Here is a 13,209-nt window from a genome sequence, read left to right as displayed (position 1 = left end):
CGTCGCCCATCAACTCGCCCGCCGCGGCTCCGGCACCGGCGTCGCCACCCTGTGCATCGGCGTCGGACAGGGCCTCGCCCTCGTCCTCGAACGCTGACGGAGTAGCCGCCATGCCGTCCGACCGCCCCCTGCTCCACCACCGGCTGCTGGGTCCGGCCGATGCGCCTCTGCTCGTGCTGGGCCCATCCCTGGGCACCTCGTCACAGGTGTGGGAGCCACATGTGGGTGTCCTCGCCGGGGACTTCCGTGTGCTGTGCTTCGACCTTCCGGGCATGGCGGCTCATCGAGTGCCGTGCTGCCGCCGACCGCCGAGCCAGGTCGTACTGTCGACGATCTGGCGCGGCTGGTCCTCGACCTCGTGGATCATCACCGAGTGGATGGTTTCCACTACGCAGGCATCTCGCTCGGCGGCGCATCGGTGCACATCTCGCGGTGCACCACCCCGACCGAATCGCCTCCCTCGCCCTTGTCTGCTCGTCGGCGCACTTCGGCACGGTGGAGCCCTGGCTCCAACGCGCGGCTCACGTACGGCGGGAGGGGATCGCCGCACTGCTCACGGCCATGCCGGACCGCTGGTTCGCCGACCCGCACACGGCAGCAGATCCCCTCGGAACGGCGCTGCTCAAAGACCTCGCCGCCGCCTCGTCGTACTACGTGGCCTGTTGCGACGCCCTGGCCAGGTACGACACACGCCGCGACCTGAGCCGTATCACCGCGCGCACGCTCGTGGTCGGCGGCACCCGGGACATCGCGACGCCACTGGACCATTCTCGGGAACTCGTGGCCGGAATCCCCGGCACCGTCCTGCGTTCCGTCACCGCCGGTCATCTCGCGGTCGAGGACCCCGGCGCCCTCCGCACCGCCCTGCTCGCTCATCTCAGGAAGGGATCCGGCGCTCACCCGTCACAGCCCCCGCACAGTTCGCCATGCCATGGTCGCGGCATGTCCGGAGGTGCTGTGGCCCGTGAGGCCGGGGTTCGTGTGCTCATCGTCGACGACGAGCCCGAGCTCACCGAGCTGATGTGCGCGGCCGTGGCCGAGGCGGGGTGGCACCCCTTCACGGCGGAGGACGGGCGCAGCGCGCTGCGGATCACGCGGGCCTGCGCGCCGCACGTCGTCGTGCTCGACGGGATGCTGCCCGACGTGGACGGCGTGGAGGTGCTGCGCCGGCTCCGGGGCGAGAACGACAGGCTGCCCGTACTGATGCTGACCGCCCGCGACGCGCTGGAGCACCGCATCGACGGGCTGTCGGCGGGCGCGGACGACTACGTGACGAAGCCGTTCTCGCTGGAAGAGGTCATGCTGCGGCTGCGCGGGCTGCTGCGCCGGGCGGGGGCCGAGGAGGTGCGTGAGGACGGACCGGTGCGCGTGCTGGGTGACCTCGTCGCCGCCGGGCGGACGCGGGAGGTGCAGCGCGGTGGGACGCCGGTGCCGCTCACGGCCAAGGAATTCGACCTGTTGTGGTTCCTGATGAGCCATCCGCACCAGGTGCTGAGCAAGGCGCAGATCCTCGACCACGTCTGGAACGCCTCGTTCGACGGGGAGGGCAACCTGGTCGAGGTCTACGTCTACAGCCTGCGCGCGAAGATCGACAAGGGGCGGCCTTCGGTGATCCGCACGGTGCGTGGAGTCGGCTATGCGATCAGGGCCGCGGAGGACTGACATCCCGGGACGCGAACGCACCGCCTCGGGCGGACGGTCGCTGCGGGCCCGGCTGGTGCTGTTCATCTCGGTGACGATGGTCCTCGTCTGCGGGGCCATGGCGCTGACCACCGTCGTCGTCCAACGCGTCTATCTGCTGGGGGACTTGGACCAGCGCGTCACCGACGCCGCCGAGCGCAGTCAGGGCGGGCTTCAGCACAGGACCGGCGACGCGACCAACCTCGGGTTCCTGAACGAGCGCGGCCAGCCGGTGGGCACGCTCGCCGCCCGCTTCGACGACCGTGGCCGTGTCCTCGCCGCCGAGGTGGTCACCGGCGACGGCCGGCAGCAGGTCCTCTCCGCCGCCCAGCGCGACGCCCTGGCCGGGATCACCACGGACGGCACGCTGCACACCCGTGCCATCCCGGGCCTGGGCACCTACCGGCTCACCGCGCTCGCCGGGGACGGCGTGCCGGTGCTGGCCGGGCTGCCCATGGACGACCTACAGCGCATGATCGACGACCTCGTCGTGGTCGAGGCCGTGATCGCCGCGCTCGGGCTCGCCGTCGCGGGCGGCGTGGCCGCCGTGGTCGTCCGGCGCCGACTGCGCCCGCTGGCGCGGGTCGCGGCCACCGCCGCGGAGGTCGCGCGGGTGCCGCTGGACCGTGGTGAGGTGGGCGCACTCACTCGTGTCCCGGCCGCTGACACCGACTCCGGCACCGAGGCGGGGCAGGTCGGTGTCGCCCTCAACCGCCTGATCGATCACGTCGAGTGCTCCATCGCCGAACGCCAGCGTGCCGAGCAGGGCATGCGCCGCTTCCTCGCCGACGCCAGCCATGAACTGCGCACACCGCTCGCCTCGATCGCCGGGTACGCCGAACTGATGGGCCGCGGCAGCGACCGTATCGAGCCGGGGCTGGCCTGGCGGCGCGTCTCCGCCCAGTCGGCCCGCATGGCGGGACTGGTGGAAGACCTGCTGCTGCTCGCCCGTCTCGACGACGGACGGCCGCTGCAGACGGCGGAGGTGAACCTGGCGACGTTGGTCGCCGAAGCCGTGTGGGACGCGCGGGCCGCGGGCAGCGATCACGAGTGGCAGCTGTCGCTGCGTCTCGACGGCGGCCGGGCGTCGGTCGTCGGCGACTCGGCCCGATTGCACCAGGTGGTGGCCAATCTGCTGACCAACGCGCGCGTGCACACGCCCGCGGGCACCGGCATCGCGGTCGTCGTGGAGACCTCGGGCACGGACTGTGTGATCCGGGTCCAGGACGACGGTCCCGGCATCCCGGCCGGTCTCCTCCCGACGGTCTTCCAGCGCTTCACCCGCGCCGACGCCTCCCGCACCCGCGCGACCGGCGGATCGGGCCTCGGACTGGCCATCGCCGCGGCCATCACGCAGGCGCACGGCGGCCGTATCGAGGCCGAAAGCGGGCCGGGGCGAACCGAGTTCGCGGTACGGCTCCCTGCCGCGCCCGGCCCCTCCACAGCCCCCTCCGCGACGCCCCCCGAACTCTAAGCATCCCCACAGAGGCACAGGTCAGGGGCGCTACGACGGCCGTCCGCGCCCGTTTCGTACCACGTCCGCGCGCTCACTTCAGGTGTGCCTCAGCTTGGTCCGCCACAGTCATGGCTCAACGGCGGTCCGGTGTGGACGTGCCAGGACGAAGGGAAGCAGCGACGATGACCGAGCTCGACGCCGGAGAGCCGACGGGCCGCGAGACGCACTGCGACAGTGGTCGCAGCGCCCACGCGAGCCGCCGCAACTTCATGCGGAAGGTCTTCTTCGCGAGCGGGGCCACGGCGGTCGTCACGATGGGCGGCGCAGGCGCCTGGGCCGCGATGGCCGACGACAGCACCGGCACCGCCGACGCATCGGCCAGTGCCTCGCCGAGCGGTATGCCCAGCGGCGGACCGGGCGGCGGCGCCGGGGGCCCCGGGAACCAGTCGATCACCGAGGAGTTCTTCGGTCTGACCACCGACGGCAGGCGGATCGACGACCTGTTCACGATCCACTCCACCAAGGTCGCCACCGCCCCGGTGATCACCGCCGCGAACGCCTTCCTGGCAGGGCTCACCGACGCCCAGAAGTCCTCGACGCAGTTCACGGTCCACTCCACCGAGTGGCGGCTGTGGAGCAACGTCGACTCCTACGAGCGCCAGGGTGTCTCCCTCGCCGACCTCACCGACGAGCAAAAGGCTCTCGGCACGGCCCTGTTGAAGGTGGCCCTGAGCGCGGACGGCCTGGAGACCTCGGAGAAGATCCGCAGGATCAACCAGGCGGCCGGCGAGGCGATCGGCAACACCAAGTCCTTCAACGAGGACGCCTACTACTGGACGTTGATGGGCACGCCCTCGGCCGACGAGCCGTGGGGCTTCCAGTTCGACGGCCACCACCTGGTCATCAACTACTTCGTCCTCGGCGACCAGGTCGTGATGAGCCCCTGCTTCTGGGGCTCGGAGCCCACGACCATGAAGATCGACGGCGAGACGGTCACCGTCTGCCACGAGGAGGTCGCCGCCGGCCTCGCGTTCATCAACTCCCTCACCGAGGCGCAGCAGAAGGTGGCCATCGCCTCCTCGACCAAGTCGAACGAGTCGATGAAGGCCGGAGCCTTCTCCGACAACGCCGTCCAGGCCTACGAAGGCATCCGTGGCACCGCCCTCACCGCCGCGCAGAAGGCCGAACTCCTCGGCATCGTCGAGGCGTTCGTGAGCCGCGAGAAGGCGGACGCCGCGAAGGTCCGGATGGCCGAGGTCCGCCGGCACCTCGACGACACCTACGTCACCTGGGCGGGCGGCACCGGCTCCGACGACGCCTTCTACGTCCGCGTGCACAGCCCGGTGGTCTGGGTCGAGGTCGACTGCCAGGCCCCGGGCCCGCTCGCCGGCGCGTACGGCGCGAGTCAGGGGAGTGGTCCGACTCAGATGCACGTCCACTCCGTCATCCGCACCCCGAACGGCAACGACTACGGAAGGGAGCTCCTCAGGCAGCACTACCTGACCTCGCCGCACCACCGGTGAGGGACTGCCGCCCCGTCATAGGAAGTCGCCCCGTCATGCAGGAGGCCGCACCCGCTGGGGGGCGGCCCTCCGCGCTTCCAGGGGGCGTGCCGTTCGCCGGCTGCTCGGCCGACCGCGTAGTACGTCACTGTGGCTTCGATGGCACCGACGCCCCTGATGACGTCGCACTGGGCATGTCGAACAACGGCAGACATTCCTGGTGGATGCCGAGGTCGGCGCCGTTGCCTGGGTACGCGCCAATTGTCTTCGTTGACGAGGCTGCCGTGCGTATTGCGGCGGACGACCGGAACCCAGCAAACTCCTGCCGCAGTAGCTTGAGGTGGTGGGAGATCGTCGGCTGGGACAGGTCGAAGGCAGGCGTCAGCTCGCAGACGCAGACCTCGCCGCCGTCCCTGCCCCCTTCGCCCTCCCCGCGCGAGGCGATCATCGAAAGCAGGCGCAGCCGGACCGGGTTGAACTGCTGGTCATGCTCGGGCTGTTCGCAGTTGGTAGTCGTACCGGGTGCACATTGTGCGTCGGTGCCCTAGTAGGGCTTGGTCAGGAGCACGCTGTGCCGCCAACCGCATAGGCAGGGCTATTCAGGATGAAAGAGGTTCGGTCATGGTCCATGAGTGTTCAGGGACGGTTCCTTGGGTTTCAACGCTCGGAACACCAGAGGCAAGAGGCAGAGGATTGCCATTGACATCAGAAGCAAAATCACGGAAAATCCCAAGGTGAACGTAGAGTCGATTGTTCTTTCTACAGTCCTTCGGGAATGTCCGGCAATGTTCACGGTTGGCACGTTTGTGCTATAGAGGGCTTGGTCCAGGGTTGTGCTCTTGCCTCGGGAGACTCCCAGTAGCCGCCTCCGGCGCAGCCACTCGGCGCCTGCAATCAAAGCTTGACAGCTCGCAAAACCTACAGTTGAGCCCAATTGCCTGGATTCGACGGTTAGCGCTGTTGAAATTCCCCTGCGGGCTGCTCCTAGGCGGGAAACCACAATGGCGGTTGCGGGGGCGTAGATGAGCGCTGGACAGAATCCAAAAATGATCATGCCTAGAAGGATGACCGAGTATTGTCTCGCAAGCAGGCCATAGCCGAGCAGGAGGATAGCCGCAACGCCTGCCGCCATCCCAAGGGAAATAATGCGCTGTGTCTTTCCGTGGTCAGCCACTCTGCCGGCGAACGAAGAAAAGAGAACGGTGCCGATGCTTCCGGCGGCCAGTGCGGCACTGGAAGTGTACGGACTGAGCCGTTCCACCTGTTGCAAGAAAATGGGGAGATTGAAAGTGATCACGAGAGAGGTGCATTGAATGTGAGCAAGAAGAATTAGCGAAACGATGACGGGTGCCAGCTTCAATGCCCTGAAGTCGAGCAGTGGAAATTCCGCGTGCAATTCGTGTCGATAAAACGCGGCGATGGTGAGACAGGCAGCTACCAGCAAGGTGATCACTCGGGGATTTGCTACTCCCCAATCAGCCCACCGCTCGCAGGCAACCACCAGTAGGCATAGGCCCACCGCGAGTAGAATGCAGCCGGTCGTGTCGAAACGAGGATAGTTCTTTCCTTTACTCTCCGGGATTGTCCACATTGCGAGGAGGATCAAGGCGATGATGAGGGGGAAATATAGAGCAAAGGTGAAGCGCCAGCCGAGTCTATCGATGATAAAACTCAAGAGAAAAGGAATTGTCGTTCCGGATAGTGTGGTGATTGCTGCAACTATCCCGAAAGCCCAACCGTGTCGCTGTGGTGGATAAATTACAGTGAGATTGCTGAATGAAAGAGGAACCGCCAACGCGCAGCCGACCCCCTGAAAGATCCTGCCTGCGATGAGTATGCTGGAGTTTGGGCTGACAGCGCAGACGCCCGATGCCAGGCCGAAGAGCGAGAGACCAATCAAGAAGAAAAGCCGCCGCCCGGCGGAGTCCCCTAGCCTGCCGGCGACGATGCTGAAGCTTGCCATGGGGAGAAAGGCGCCAATGGAAACCCAGTGCAGCGTGGAACTATCCAGCCTAAGGTCATCGGAGATTACGGGCAACGCAATGCTAACCCCAGTAAGTCCAGAAAATAGGATGGCGTTGGAAAGTGCAATCGCGATCATGCCCCCAGTTGCCTTGTTGAGCATGATGCTGCCTCCATGTTGCAGTACAAGTTTCCCATGGTCTTTCAGCTATAGCCCGGACACGGCAGCTGTCGATAGCTGCCAGCTTGCTCTCTGATCATGGATGTCGTGTCGGTAAGCGTGCCGGCGGCGGTGGCAGAGGGGGCGCGGTGTTGATGGCGTCGGCGCCAGGTGGACCACCACAGCAGGTGGTCGGGGCGGAAGGATGGCCCGTAGCAGACGGGGGAGCTCGTGGCTGCTGAGGGGGAACGAGGTCGGCCTCGGCGGGGGTTCCTACGGGCCGGTCTGGGGGCACGTTCGAGCGTGACGGTGACGGCCAGATGGGCGTAGGCGACCAGGGCGATCACGCTCCAGCGATGCCTGGAGCAGGTGACCTGGCCTTTGTCGAGGCGGCAGACCTCGTTCGCCTCCCGGAGAGCGTTCTCCACCTGCCACCTGCGGCACACCAGTCGCGCCAGTGTCACCTGCCCGGGGCGAAGCGCGGTAGTAAGGCACGGTGCGGGTATAGCGGTGCCCGCGGACCAGAGCCAGCGACATCCTTGCGTCGAGGCATGTCGTCGAGGGTGCCCTCGATCACCGCCCAGTCGTTGTCACATACGCCCTTTTGCCCCGGGCCAGTCCGCATTCGCTGCCAGGCCCACTTTGCGGCGGTCTTGGCCACGCTCGGACTTTCCCCCGTCGTTCGGGAGGTGCGAATCACGGGGCCTGCTGGAGCGATGCTGCGGCCCCCGGATCCGCCTGGCTCAGGATCGGATTTCCTCCCCGCCTGAAGGTGGGGATTTCCTCTGAAGAAGAGGGGCGGACACCTGGCTACCGCCACCATCAGCCTGAGCCGGTTCGGCGGGGCATCGAGCAACCCAGGGGTTTTGGACCTCCTGGAGGGCGCCCGCCTGTTCTCATCCCACAGCACCGGCAGCATGGTGTCTCTAGTCTCATGAGACATCTGGGAGATCCTTCTCGGTGGGGAACGACGACGCCCATCCGCTACCGCTGGTAATGCGCCGATCACGTTCTCCCGGCAGATTCGGCGCATCACGGCGGTACAGTGCCCTGATACATCCGGTGTGGGACCGACTGGATCACATCGCCGGTCTCGTCGTGGTCCTATGAGATGAACCTGGCTAACAGCTGAACGTGGTTGTGGCCCTGGGCCAGAGGACTTGCTGACCGCTTTAGCGAGCTCCTCCTGGGCCGCGGATAACGAGAACTGGGCAGGAGGCGCGCTGGGCGCACTGGTGTGCGACGGATCCCAGCAGCACCTGGGTGAATCCACCGTACCCGCGGTGGCCCACCACCAGCAGCTCGGCGCCCTGGGCCGCGTTCGTCAGTACGCCCGCCGGGTTGCCCTGGAGCACCCGGGCGTGGATCTCAACGCGCCGGTCGGGCCCGATGGTCTCGCCGATCGCCTCTGTAAGGGTCTTGCGAGCACTGTCCTCCCAGTCGACCGGTTCCTCCACAGGCCCCGACCACCCGAACCAGTAGTACGGGTACTCCCAAGCGATGATCGTCTCGACCACACCGCCGATCAGCCCGGCGTGCCGGGCCGCCCACCGCAGGGCCGCCTTTGACGATTCGGAACCATCAACGCCGACCACGATCCGCGGGGCGGACTCCGCCTCGTCACTCATCGCCCACCTCCACGCTTGCGTGATACCACTATGAACCGTTCCGGGTTTGATCGAGACTCTAGGTCGTGATTGTGACCTGGGATTTCGTGGTTTCGCGTTAGTATTTGCTGTCGTATTCGGCAGGTGGGATGTGTCCTATTTCACCGTGGAGCCGGCGGTGGCAGTACTAGTCGACCCACTCGGCGGTGGCCAGCTCGACCTTGGAGAGCGTCCTCCAGCGGCGACGAGGCTTGATCAACGCAGTCTTGAACAGCCCGATCGTCGACTCCATCAGGGCATTGTCGCAAGCGTCGCCGACCGATCCGATGGATGCGGCTATGCCTGCCCGGTCGAGGTGCTCGGCGAGCGCGAACGATGTGTACTGAGACCCAATTCAGCCGCCCGCACTCGCCGAGCCTCGGCCAACTGCGGCCGCGTCAAAGGAGGAACGACAGCCCCCGAGTCAACAGGCGAAGGTTTGAAGACACGACACCAGGATCCCGCCCACAAACCCGCCACGCCTCTTCGAGGAGATATCATATTCCTCCTTCATGCTTTCATCTAAAAAATCCAAAGAACCAGCACGTAAACCTCGAATGAAACCTTCAGCGACAGCTCCCCCTCCCAAGGAAGATAAGCCGGAGATTTCTCCCCCGAGCTCGAGCGGATTGTCAGGCGCTCTTGAAGCCGTCATGGGGATGGTTACGTCGTTCTTTAAGTCGTTGTTTGGGGGGTCGGGTAAGTAATAGCATCTCTTCTGCCTTGCCCCGTACCGCTGATCTTTGAGCTATTTGGGCAACGCTGCATTTTTTGGAGATCGCCGCCTTAACCCTGCTCTCCCAGGGCCTTTTCAAAGTCTTTTGATCTTGGTGTAGTTACTGGTCGCGGCCTCCAGGAGATGTCCCACCAGCCCTTCACCCGGCCATGATGTTGGTGTGGCCATGTACACCTGAGCTTGTTGATCGCGAGGTTGCGCAGGGTGGTCATATTCTCGGGGCCGCGACCGGTGCGGGCTCGGGACCGGTCCTCGTCGAACGTGACATCGCGGACGAAGTGCAGCCCATTCTCGATCACCCACTGTGCTGTGCGATCCTCTCCGGAGATGCATCCCGGCTGGGTCAGGTTGGTGATCACGTAGACGGTCTTGCGGGTCCGTTTCCCGGTGTTCAGGCTGGTGCTGTGCCGAGTGATCTTCGCGACCTGGGCGGCGTGTGGGAAATCCAGGTCCTCGACGGTGAGTACCTGAACGACCCGGGTTTCCTTGCGGCCGTGGCCCTCGCTGCGGACTCCGCCGTAGCCTGTTCCCAGGGCGGCGTGTGCACTCGTGCAAGGTGGGACGGTTCTTCACGGTGAACGCGTAGTGCGCCTTCTTGGCCTCGACCAGGAAGGCAACGTGGTCACGCTGGGTGTGCAGGGCATCGGCTGTCACGACGATCGCGGTCAGGCGAAGCGAGCCAACAGGGCGGCGAAGCAGGTGATTTGGTTCGTCTTGTCCGGTACCCGCAGCTGGGCGACGGTTCTGCCGTCGCTGGTCATCTCGGCGAGCAGGTGCGCGGCCGGTGCCTGACCGTGGCGCGAGCAGCGGGCGCTCTTGCCGTCCGAGGCCACCGATTCCGCCTGGCCCGAGCCCTCCGCGGTCAGGTTGGCGAGTCCGGGCAGGGCACCGACGATGAAGCGGCGGATCGTCGCCGGGGACCGCGCGATGCGCACGTTCAAACGTCCGGCGCTGATCGAGTTACGGGTCCGGCGGCTACGCTGCTCTCAACAGAGCTGCCTACAGGCGACGTCCGCCGAGCAGGTCGACAGACTGGCGTTCCGGCACGGAAGACGCAGCGCCGGGCTGCAGACGGTGCTGGAACGGGGGGCAGTGATGCTTGCTGGCCGGGCCGGTTCCCGCCTGGCCCACGAGCTGGCCGCCAAGGTGAGCCGCTCGCCCCCGGTTACGGCTGATCTGCCGCCTGCAGGACCCTGAGACCCCGACACCGCGGGTGCTTGGGGTCGACGACTTCGCGCTGCGCAAGGGGCACAACTACGGCAGCATCCTGCTCGACATCGAGACACACCAGCCCGTGGACCTGCTGACCGGCCGCACCACTGCGACGGTGGCTCGCCGAGTATCCCGGCGTCGAGGTGATCTGCCAGGACCGCTCCACCGATTACGCCGAGGCCGGATGCCTCGGCCGCCACCGGACGCGGTGCATGTTGCCGATCGGTGGCACATCTGGTCGAACCTCGCCGAGACCGTCGTCCAGCACCGTCGGCGTAAAACAGGCGGCATTGGGCCTAGTCCGAAGTTATGAGCGGTCCGGCAGGCCAGGTGGCTCGGCGGATCACGGCATGCCCGAGGTGCTGGCAGCGTCTGCCATGCCGCGTGCTTTTTGCGAACGGTTTCCGGTTACTTGTCGGGAACCTCAGATGTCGCGCAAATCTTGCGCCCCCTCGTTGTCGAACTCCCTGCCCGCTGGCAGGGTTTCGGCCATCCCTCACCCCCCAGGTCACCGGAGACACCATGGTCGTCCGCTGTGCCGTCGTCGCTTCCGCGACCGCAGTCGCACTCGTCGCCCCCCTCCTGATCAGTGCCGGAGGACCTCCCCCCGCCTCGACCGCCGTCGATTCCGGCCTTCATCCACCCTCGAAACAGGCAGTGGCCGTGGGCAGTGGAGGCGCGGTCTCCAGCGTGAACCCATACGCCTCCCAGGCCGGACTCGACGTGCTCCGGCACGGTGGTAACGCGGCCGACGCGGCGGTGGCGACAGCCGCCGCACTCGGCGTGGTCGAGCCGTACTCCGCCGGCGTCGGCGGCGGCGGATACCTCGTCTACTACAACGCCAAGAGCGGGAAGGTGGGCACCATCGACGGCCGGGAGACCTCCCCGGCCCGGATGCGCTCCGACTCCTTCCTCGACCCCGCCACCGGCAAGCCCATTGCCTTCGACGAGGCCGTCAACTCCGGCCTGTCCGTGGGCATCCCGGGTACGCCAGCCACCTGGCAGAAGGCCCTGGACGCGTGGGGCACCGTCTCGCTGGCACAAGCCCTGCGCCCGGCCACCCGGATCGCCGACAGAGGCTTCGTCGTCAACGACCAGTTCCGCGCCCAGACGCAGATGAACGAAGACCGCTTCCGGGACTTCACGTCCACGGCCAAGCTGTTCCTGCCAGGCGGCCAACTGCCCGTGGTCGGCTCCCGCTTCCGCAACCTCGATCTCGCCCGCACCTACCGCGAGCTCGCCCGGAAGGGGATCGGCGCGCTCTATCACGGGGACATCGGCCGCGATGTGGTCAAAAGCGTCCAGCAGCCGCCAGTGGCCCCCGCCTCCCACCGCGCCGTGCGCCCCGGGCTGATGGAACCCAGCGACCTCGCACGCTACTCGGCCCGGGGCCCGGCACCGACCCACACGACATACCACGGGCTGGACCTGTACTCCATGGCACCCTCCTCCTCCGGAGGCACCACGGTCGGCGAGGCGCTGAACATCCTGGAGAACTTCCACCTGGCATCGGCCGACAAGGTCCAGGCACTCCACCATTACCTGGAGGCCAGCCGGATCGCGTTCGCCGACCGCAATCGCTGGGTGGGCGACCCGGCCTTCTCCGACGTGCCCACGAAGGAACTGCTGACCAAGGTATTCGCCAAGGACCGCGCCTGCCTCATCCGCCCCGACACCGTCCTGGACAGCCCGGTCGCACCCGGCGACCCCCGCCACCCCGGCTCCGGCTGCACGCGAGGTACCGGCAGCGACGAGCCCTACGAGGGCACCTCGACCACCCACTTGGTGACCGCCGACCGCTGGGGCAACGTCGCCTCCTACACCCTGACGATCGAGCAGACGGGCGGCTCGGCCATCACCGTGCCCGGGCGAGGGTTCCTGCTCAACAACGAGCTGACGGACTTCGACTTCACCCCGATCACCACAGGGGTAGCGGACCCGAACCTGCCCGGACCCGGCAAGCGCCCGCGCAGCAGCATGTCGCCGACCATCGTCCTGCACAACGGCAAGCCGGTGATCGCCATCGGCTCACCCGGCGGCGCCACCATCATCACCACCGTGCTGCAGACCATCTTCAACCGCCTCGACCTCGGCATGACCCTGCCTCAGGCGGTCGCCGCGCCACGCATCTCCCAGCGCAACCAGGCGACGACCGAAGCCGAACCCGCCTTCCTCGACCTGCCCGAGCGCTCGGCACTGGAACGCTTGGGCCACCGCTTCGTCCTGGCCCCGAGCACCTTCACCCCGTCGCCGGAGATCGGTGCGGTCGCCGCGCTCGAATTCCTGCCAGACGGCAAGATCGAAGCGGTTGCCGAGCCCAAACGACGCGGCGGCGGCTCGGCCATGGTCCTCCACGAAACCCACTGAGCCTGAGCCAATCGGGCCGCGCTGGTAGCAGTCGGTGCGCAGGAGTCGAACAGCGGTTCCCGCTCGGGCGGGTGACGGGTTGGCTGTTCGCGCCCGCTGCGGGCTGGAGCGTCGGCAGCATCGGGGTTGTGGCGACCGCACCCGGGAAGGGAAAGCCGATGCCTGCCAGTCCGATGGTACTGAGGCCGCTGCTGGCGGTGCTGGGGAAGCTGCGCATGTTCACCGTGCCAGCTTCCCCAACGGAGAACCCCGGGCGGGCAGTCGGCGACGAAACAGGAAGTCTCACGGCGCGAGCCGCGAGAATCCCCTCCTTTCTTCAGGCAGGGGAGCGTCAACCACGCTGTGCCCGGGCGCGCGCCAGAGATCTAAGCGCTGTCCCGTAACTGGTGGCGGCAGTGATCCTGTAGCGCCGACCGGCGTCAGCCGAAGAGGAGATCGACGTCCTTCTCGGTGCAGAGCTGCAGGACGACGACCAGCTGACGGATGTC

General features: G+C 66.8%; 8 protein-coding genes and 2 pseudogenes. 5 read left to right on the top strand and 5 right to left on the bottom strand.

Annotated features, from left to right (window positions below; translation table 11 throughout):
* The 4 genes and pseudogenes from ACGFYN_RS46780 to ACGFYN_RS46765 all read left to right on the top strand — a co-directional run.
* Positions 1 to 97: pseudogene (locus ACGFYN_RS46780) on the top strand (acetyl-CoA acetyltransferase); the annotation flags it as partial.
* An 845-nt stretch (positions 98 to 942) separates the two neighbouring features.
* Positions 943 to 1,662, top strand: a complete 720-nt coding sequence (locus ACGFYN_RS46775; RefSeq protein ID WP_393872087.1) for a response regulator transcription factor — start codon at positions 943 to 945, stop codon at positions 1,660 to 1,662.
* Positions 1,637 to 3,154 (top strand): sensor histidine kinase, encoded by a 1,518-nt coding sequence (locus ACGFYN_RS46770; protein ID WP_393872085.1) that lies wholly within the window; start codon positions 1,637 to 1,639, stop codon positions 3,152 to 3,154. Before ACGFYN_RS46775 ends, ACGFYN_RS46770 begins: the two co-directional genes overlap by 26 nt.
* A gap of 164 nt (positions 3,155 to 3,318) precedes the next feature.
* Complete coding sequence (locus ACGFYN_RS46765) at positions 3,319 to 4,659, top strand: DUF3500 domain-containing protein (RefSeq protein ID WP_393872084.1); 1,341 nt, start codon at positions 3,319 to 3,321, stop codon at positions 4,657 to 4,659.
* Positions 4,660 to 4,960: 301 nt separating this feature from the next.
* Here ACGFYN_RS46765 and ACGFYN_RS46760 read toward each other — a convergent pair.
* From ACGFYN_RS46760 to ACGFYN_RS46740, 5 genes and pseudogenes are all read right to left on the bottom strand, one after another.
* Positions 4,961 to 5,113: pseudogene (locus tag ACGFYN_RS46760) on the bottom strand (ArsR/SmtB family transcription factor); the annotation flags it as partial.
* Positions 5,114 to 5,257: 144 nt separating this feature from the next.
* Positions 5,258 to 6,763: an MFS transporter gene (locus ACGFYN_RS46755; protein ID WP_393872083.1), complete on the bottom strand. Its 1,506-nt coding sequence runs from the start codon at positions 6,761 to 6,763 to the stop codon at positions 5,258 to 5,260.
* A 1,169-nt stretch (positions 6,764 to 7,932) separates the two neighbouring features.
* Positions 7,933 to 8,388, bottom strand: a complete 456-nt coding sequence (locus ACGFYN_RS46750; RefSeq protein ID WP_393872082.1) for a universal stress protein — start codon at positions 8,386 to 8,388, stop codon at positions 7,933 to 7,935.
* A 166-nt stretch (positions 8,389 to 8,554) separates the two neighbouring features.
* On the bottom strand, positions 8,555 to 8,707 hold the full coding sequence (locus ACGFYN_RS46745; protein WP_393872086.1) for a hypothetical protein: 153 nt from the start codon (positions 8,705 to 8,707) through the stop codon (positions 8,555 to 8,557).
* 1,100 nt (positions 8,708 to 9,807) lie between these two features.
* Positions 9,808 to 10,083: a hypothetical protein gene (locus tag ACGFYN_RS46740; protein ID WP_393872081.1), complete on the bottom strand. Its 276-nt coding sequence runs from the start codon at positions 10,081 to 10,083 to the stop codon at positions 9,808 to 9,810.
* Positions 10,084 to 10,876: 793 nt separating this feature from the next.
* On the opposite strand from ACGFYN_RS46740, the gene ggt reads away from it, so the two are divergent.
* Positions 10,877 to 12,721: a gamma-glutamyltransferase gene (ggt, locus tag ACGFYN_RS46735; protein ID WP_393872080.1), complete on the top strand. Its 1,845-nt coding sequence runs from the start codon at positions 10,877 to 10,879 to the stop codon at positions 12,719 to 12,721.
* Positions 12,722 to 13,209: the final 488 nt, after the last annotated feature.

The organism is Streptomyces sp. NPDC048419, from assembly GCF_043200415.1.
In the GTDB taxonomy this organism is placed as follows: domain Bacteria; phylum Actinomycetota; class Actinomycetes; order Streptomycetales; family Streptomycetaceae; genus Streptomyces.
The sequence above is the reverse complement of the archived record's forward strand: the minus strand, read 5'-3'. Positions and strand labels throughout refer to the sequence as shown.

What these genes read in the sequence shown, in the direction of transcription:
- ACGFYN_RS46775 (WP_393872087.1), top strand. Translation starts at nt 943, where the DNA reads ATGTCCGGAGGTGCTGTGGCCCGTGAGGCCGGGGTTCGTGTGCTCATC.
- ACGFYN_RS46770 (WP_393872085.1), top strand. Translation starts at nt 1,637, where the DNA reads ATGCGATCAGGGCCGCGGAGGACTGACATCCCGGGACGCGAACGCACC.
- ACGFYN_RS46765 (WP_393872084.1), top strand. Translation starts at nt 3,319, where the DNA reads ATGACCGAGCTCGACGCCGGAGAGCCGACGGGCCGCGAGACGCACTGC.
- ACGFYN_RS46755 (WP_393872083.1), bottom strand. Translation starts at nt 6,763, where the DNA reads ATGCTCAACAAGGCAACTGGGGGCATGATCGCGATTGCACTTTCCAAC.
- ACGFYN_RS46750 (WP_393872082.1), bottom strand. Translation starts at nt 8,388, where the DNA reads ATGAGTGACGAGGCGGAGTCCGCCCCGCGGATCGTGGTCGGCGTTGAT.
- ggt (WP_393872080.1), top strand. Translation starts at nt 10,877, where the DNA reads ATGGTCGTCCGCTGTGCCGTCGTCGCTTCCGCGACCGCAGTCGCACTC.